We start from the raw sequence: 5193 nt of genomic DNA on the forward strand, positions 1-5193 counted from the left end.
TCAATCTGATAAATTAAAATCGATGTGTGACAGTTGATTTTTATTAAAATCGATATATAAACAAATATTATCGTTTAGCGCAGAAAATAGTCAAGTATTATGCCACAAAAAAATCCGCCAATTTGGCGAATTTATTTTTTTTAATTAGTTAAGGATGAACGAAAATAAATCGTTAGTATTAGTAGTAGTATTTCCATTCACAGTAGAAAGATTAACTGCTTTTATCGGACCTACATCTTTTGCAAACCAATAGTCAGAATCAACTACTGATGGCTCAGGTGAACCTGGAAAAGATGTAGACTGACGCACTCTTACTTTGATTACATTTGGAAATGATGTTCCATTTACAGTTAGAGATAAACCAGTTTCAACAACTGTTCCTGTATAACTTGTCGTTTGTGTTATTGCTGGTAATTGCGGGTCACTATAAGTAGTTGTTTGATTGTAAGTACCTGTCCAAGTTTGACCAACAGTAAGATAATCTTTTAAGAGTATATACTCATAACCTGTCATAGTTGCTGTCAAGCCGCTACCTAAATTTAAATTTAAATCTTCAATTCTAATGTAATAATCTCCTGAATTCTTTCTTAATCTTACTGTTGCATTTCCGACTGAACCAGCTGAACCTTGACCGAACAATGTATCAAAAGTATAATAAGTAGCATTATCGATACTATTAACAGAAATAATTTTCATTGGTGATTGTTGCACACCATTTAATTTATAAACCCACTGATTATTTAATGCCGTTGGCCAGTAATCTCCAGTTGAAGTTCCTCCGCCTCCATTATTAAAATCATCTAAATTGATAGCGCTATCAATTGGTTCATTTTCACAGGAAGTGAAAGTAAAAGCTGTTAAAATAAAAAATAGGCACGCAACTAACTTTATGTTTTTCATAATTGTTTTATAAGTAAGGACCAAATATAATTTTTTTTGAATTTATGACAATGCTTTTTTGGGAATTCTTATTAATAATAAAATGGCGGTAAAGAAAAATATGCCAAGAAACACAATTGCAAATCTTGGGCTACCCGTTATTTGATCTATCAGCCCATAAACCATCATTCCAATAACAATTCCAACTTTTTCAGAAACATCATAGAAACTAAAAAAAGAAGTGGTGTCTTCGGTTTTGGGTAAAAACTTAGAATAGGTTGACCTTCCTAAAGATTGAATTCCGCCCATTACTAATCCAACTAATGAGGCCATAATGTAAAAGTCATTGGGTGTTGTGATGAAATAAGCAAAAAAACAAAGTAATAACCAAAATGCATTTAGAAAAATAAGCACATTAATATTGCCAAATTTTGCAGAAGCTTTTGAAGTAAAAAAAGCACCAGCTACAGCTATTAATTGTATTAATAGAATACAAGTTATTAATCCAGTCTGACTTTCTTGAGCGTCTTTCCATTGAATTTCTTGAGCCCCAAAATAAGTGGCTACCAACATTACAGTTTGAACTGCCATACTGAAAACAAAAAAGCTTACCAGATATCTTTTTAATGGAATTTCAGATTCAAGCATTTTCCATACTTTTTTTAACTCTTTAAAACCATTAAAAACTACTTCAAAATTCACTTTTTGTTTATTAGAATTGCCTTCAGGTAAGTAAAAATAAGTATACTGACTAAATACGATCCACCAAATACCAACCATTGCAAACGAATAGCGCATCATCTCTATTTTTTCTGCTCCTTCAACTGACATGATCATTGCCAGATTAATAACCAAAAGGATTACACTTCCTATATATCCTAAAGAAAAACCTTTGGCACTTATTTTATCTTGTTGTTCAGGAAAAGCAATGTCGGGTAAATATGAATTATAAAAAACCAAACTTCCCCAAAAACCAATGAGTCCAAAAAAGTAAAAAGTAAGCCCAAGACCAATACTATTCAAATCAAAAAAATACAAACCAATACAAGAAAATGCACCAATAAAATTAAAAAACCGCATGAAAATTTTCTTATTTCTAATATAGTCTGCAATTCCAGAAAGCAATGGTGAAAATAAAGCTACACATAAAAAAGCTGCGGAGGTTACAAAACTTATTAAAGCTGAATTCTTAAGGCTATAACCCCAAAAAACTATATATGGATTATTTTTATCGAATAACGAATTATAAAAAATTGGAAAAACTGCCGAAGCAATAACCAAACTGTATACAGAATTCGCCCAATCATAGAAAGCCCACGCATTTAGAAGTTTCTTGTCACCTTTATTTAAATTAGCCATTCCTTTTTGAATTGTTATATTTATTTAGCTAATTTATTTTAAATTTGTTTATAATCGATTAAATAAAATTATTTAACGCTACTATTTTTATTTTATTACTTTAAATAAACCTTCTTAGTATTATTTGGTCTTAGAGAAAATTAAAAAATGACAACTATGAAAAAGTTACTACTTATCCAATGTCTTGTATTATTTTTACTTCCAAATAGTGTTAAATCTCAACCTCTATATTATCCTCCAACTAGTCCAACAGCAACATGGGAAACTATTGATCCCTCTTCTTTAGGATGGTGTCAAACAAGAATAGATAATCTATATGCTTTTCTTGAACAAGAAAACTCAAAAGGATTTATTGTATTAAAAATAATAAAATTGTTTTAGAACAATATTTTGGAACTTTTACTAACCAGAGTTTATGGTATTGGGCTTCAGCTGGAAAAACAATTACTGCATTTTTAGTTGGAAAAGCTCAAGAAGAAAATTTCTTGTCTATAAACGATAATACATCGACCTATTTGGGACAAGGCTGGACGAGTTGTACACTTGCTCAAGAAAATAATATCAAAATACGAAATCAATTGACCATGACTTCAGGTTTGAATGATGGTGTAGTCAATAGTGATTGTACACTCAATACTTGTTTAGAATATTTAGCGAATGCAGGAACACGTTGGGCTTATCACAATGCACCCTATACTTTACTCGAAGGCGTATTACAAAACGCAACAGGTCAACCAATAAATACGTACACCCAAATAAAACTTAAAAATCCTACTGGTATGACTGGGAGTTGGTTAACAGTAGATTATAACAATGTGTTTTTTAGTAATGTGAGAAGTATGGCTCGTTATGGTTTGTTGATTCAAGGAAATGGTGCTTGGAATGGCACACAATTAATCAATAGCACCTATTTTAATGAAATGGTCAATACTTCTCAAAACTTGAATAAATCTTATGGTTATTTGTGGTGGTTAAACGGAAAGCCATGTTTTATGGTTCCAACGAGTCAAATTGTGTTTCCGGGTTCCTATGCACCTGATGCACCTTCAGATATGTTTGCCGGTTTAGGAAAAAATTCTCAAATAATGAGTATCTCTCCAAGCAGAGGATTAGTTATTATTCGAATGGGAGATGTACCTAGTTCTCCAGATTCGGGTGTTCCTTTTTTATTTTGTAATCAAATTTGGCAAAAAATAAACGAACTTGATTGCACATTAGAAATTAACAATCAAGAACGTAACAAAATTGCAATAGGACCAAATCCGGCCACAAATAGAATTTTAATATCAAATATTGAATCTGAAAAATATAGTGTAGAAATTTTTGATATGATTGGAAACTCAATCCTCAACGTTTCTAATCAAAACTCTTTAGATATTTCATTCTTAGCTTCTGGCATTTATTTAGTAAACGTTCAACAAGGAAATCAAAGGAAAACTCAAAAGTTGATCAAAAGATAATTAAACATAAAAAAACCATCTAAAAGATGGTTATTCAGCGTGTTATTTGAAGGTAACTCCGAACTTTAAAGCTTCTGCTTTTGCTTCTGGAACTAACCTTCTTAAATTAGCTATTCTTGTTTCGTCAGATGGATGTGTACTCATAAATTCCGGTGGTTTATTTCCTCCTGTTGCTGTTGCCATTCTTGACCAAAACACTACTGATTGTTCCGGATTATAACCCGCTATTGCCATAAGGGTTAATCCAATTTTATCAGCTTCACTTTCGTGACTTCTACTAAATGGTAACATTCCTCCAAATTGAGTTACAGCACCATAAGCAGTCATTGCTATTTGTTGGGTTTCGCTACTTTTATTACCTGTAGCTGCAGCAACACCAACGGCACCAAGTTGTTGCAACATCCCGGCACTCATTCTTTGCTGACCATGATTAGCCAATGCATGTGCTACTTCGTGACCCATTACAGTAGCCAAACCATCATCGTCTTTTGTGATTGGAAGAATTCCTGAGTAGACTACTATTTTTCCACCTGGCATACACCAAGCGTTTACTTCTTTACTTTCAACTAATTTGTATTCCCACTGATAATCTTTCAAATAACCTTTATAACTATTTGCATTCAGCCATTTCTCAGCAGCATTTTTTATTTTGATTCCAATCTTTTCAACTTTTTCTGCATCAGAGGTCCCTGATATAACTTTGTTCTCTTTAAGAAATTGCCCATATTGAGCAAATGCCGATGGCAATATTTCGCTATTGGGAACTAAGGCTAACGTATTTTTTCCAGTGAACGGATTTTTAGCACATGATATAACTAGGGCTATTATCAAGATGCCACAAAATAAAATTCTACTTTTCATACTATACTTTTTATTAGAAACAAATTTAGTTTTTTTTTATGCTCATATGATATGTAATTCTGTAATATCTTTAAATAATATCAGTGTGTTATCGCCGTTTAATTTTATTTAATCCAAAGAAATTTATGGCATTGTATTAATTAGTATTTATAATAATGTTAGAATGTAGGTATTCTAAAAAAGCCTGTCTGGCTGTTTACCAGTCTTAGGCATTGCATGCATGGCATCGAATCGACCTTTCGTATAAAAAAATAATCCCGACCATAGGGTCGGGATTACTAAAAAAAGGCAGCGACATACTCTCCCACAAATTGCAGTACCATCTGCGCAGTCGGGCTTAACTTCTCTGTTCGGAATGGGAAGAGGTGAGCCCCGACGCAATAACCACCTTAAGTCTTTAAGGCAATAGGCATTAGCCACTAGGCATTAGCTTTCTTGCGTGGTTCCATTAAACTTTTGGCTTTTGCCTCCTTGCCTAATGGATATAAGTTAACATACTGAGATAAAGAAAATTTAATTTGTCATCCCCGCGTAGGCGGGGAGAAAGTTTCTTCCTCCGTCTTGCGGCGGAGGAAAAGATGTACATAAGCTTACGGGTTATTAGTACTACTCGACTATGACATTACTGCCTTTA

The 5193-nt window shown here is 32.9% G+C and carries 5 protein-coding genes and 1 rRNA gene; 2 read left to right on the forward strand and 4 right to left on the reverse strand.

What is annotated here, in order from left to right:
* Nucleotides 1-144: 144 nt before the first annotated feature.
* Both ACOYLP_RS10565 and ACOYLP_RS10570 read right to left on the reverse strand, forming a co-directional pair.
* Nucleotides 145-900, reverse strand: a complete 756-nt coding sequence (locus ACOYLP_RS10565) for a hypothetical protein (RefSeq protein ID WP_422856134.1) — start codon at nucleotides 898-900, stop codon at nucleotides 145-147.
* Between the two features lie 42 nt (nucleotides 901-942).
* Nucleotides 943-2238, reverse strand: a complete 1296-nt coding sequence (locus ACOYLP_RS10570) for an MFS transporter (RefSeq protein ID WP_422856135.1) — start codon at nucleotides 2236-2238, stop codon at nucleotides 943-945.
* A 156-nt stretch (nucleotides 2239-2394) separates the two neighbouring features.
* On the opposite strand from ACOYLP_RS10570, the gene ACOYLP_RS10575 reads away from it, so the two are divergent.
* Nucleotides 2395-2619, forward strand: coding sequence for a hypothetical protein (locus ACOYLP_RS10575; protein ID WP_422856136.1), 225 nt, complete (start codon nucleotides 2395-2397; stop codon nucleotides 2617-2619).
* Nucleotides 2610-3698 (forward strand): serine hydrolase, encoded by a 1089-nt coding sequence (locus ACOYLP_RS10580; protein ID WP_422856138.1) that lies wholly within the window; start codon nucleotides 2610-2612, stop codon nucleotides 3696-3698. The genes ACOYLP_RS10575 and ACOYLP_RS10580 overlap by 10 nt, the downstream gene beginning before the upstream one ends.
* Nucleotides 3699-3740: 42 nt before the next feature.
* Here ACOYLP_RS10580 and ACOYLP_RS10585 read toward each other — a convergent pair whose 3' ends face one another.
* Nucleotides 3741-4559: a M48 family metallopeptidase gene (locus ACOYLP_RS10585; protein ID WP_422856137.1), complete on the reverse strand. Its 819-nt coding sequence runs from the start codon at nucleotides 4557-4559 to the stop codon at nucleotides 3741-3743.
* A gap of 283 nt (nucleotides 4560-4842) precedes the next feature.
* Nucleotides 4843-4951, reverse strand: a 5S ribosomal RNA gene (rrf, locus tag ACOYLP_RS10590).
* Nucleotides 4952-5193: the final 242 nt, after the last annotated feature.

Source organism: Flavobacterium sp. (genome assembly GCF_049318325.1).
Taxonomy (GTDB): Bacteria; Bacteroidota; Bacteroidia; order Flavobacteriales; family Flavobacteriaceae; genus Flavobacterium.

Excerpts from the sequence above, each read along its gene's own strand:
- ACOYLP_RS10575 (WP_422856136.1), top strand. The coding sequence starts at position 2,395 with ATGAAAAAGTTACTACTTATCCAATGTCTTGTATTATTTTTACTTCCA.
- ACOYLP_RS10585 (WP_422856137.1), bottom strand. The coding sequence starts at position 4,559 with ATGAAAAGTAGAATTTTATTTTGTGGCATCTTGATAATAGCCCTAGTT.
- ACOYLP_RS10570 (WP_422856135.1), bottom strand. The coding sequence starts at position 2,238 with ATGGCTAATTTAAATAAAGGTGACAAGAAACTTCTAAATGCGTGGGCT.
- ACOYLP_RS10565 (WP_422856134.1), bottom strand. The coding sequence starts at position 900 with ATGAAAAACATAAAGTTAGTTGCGTGCCTATTTTTTATTTTAACAGCT.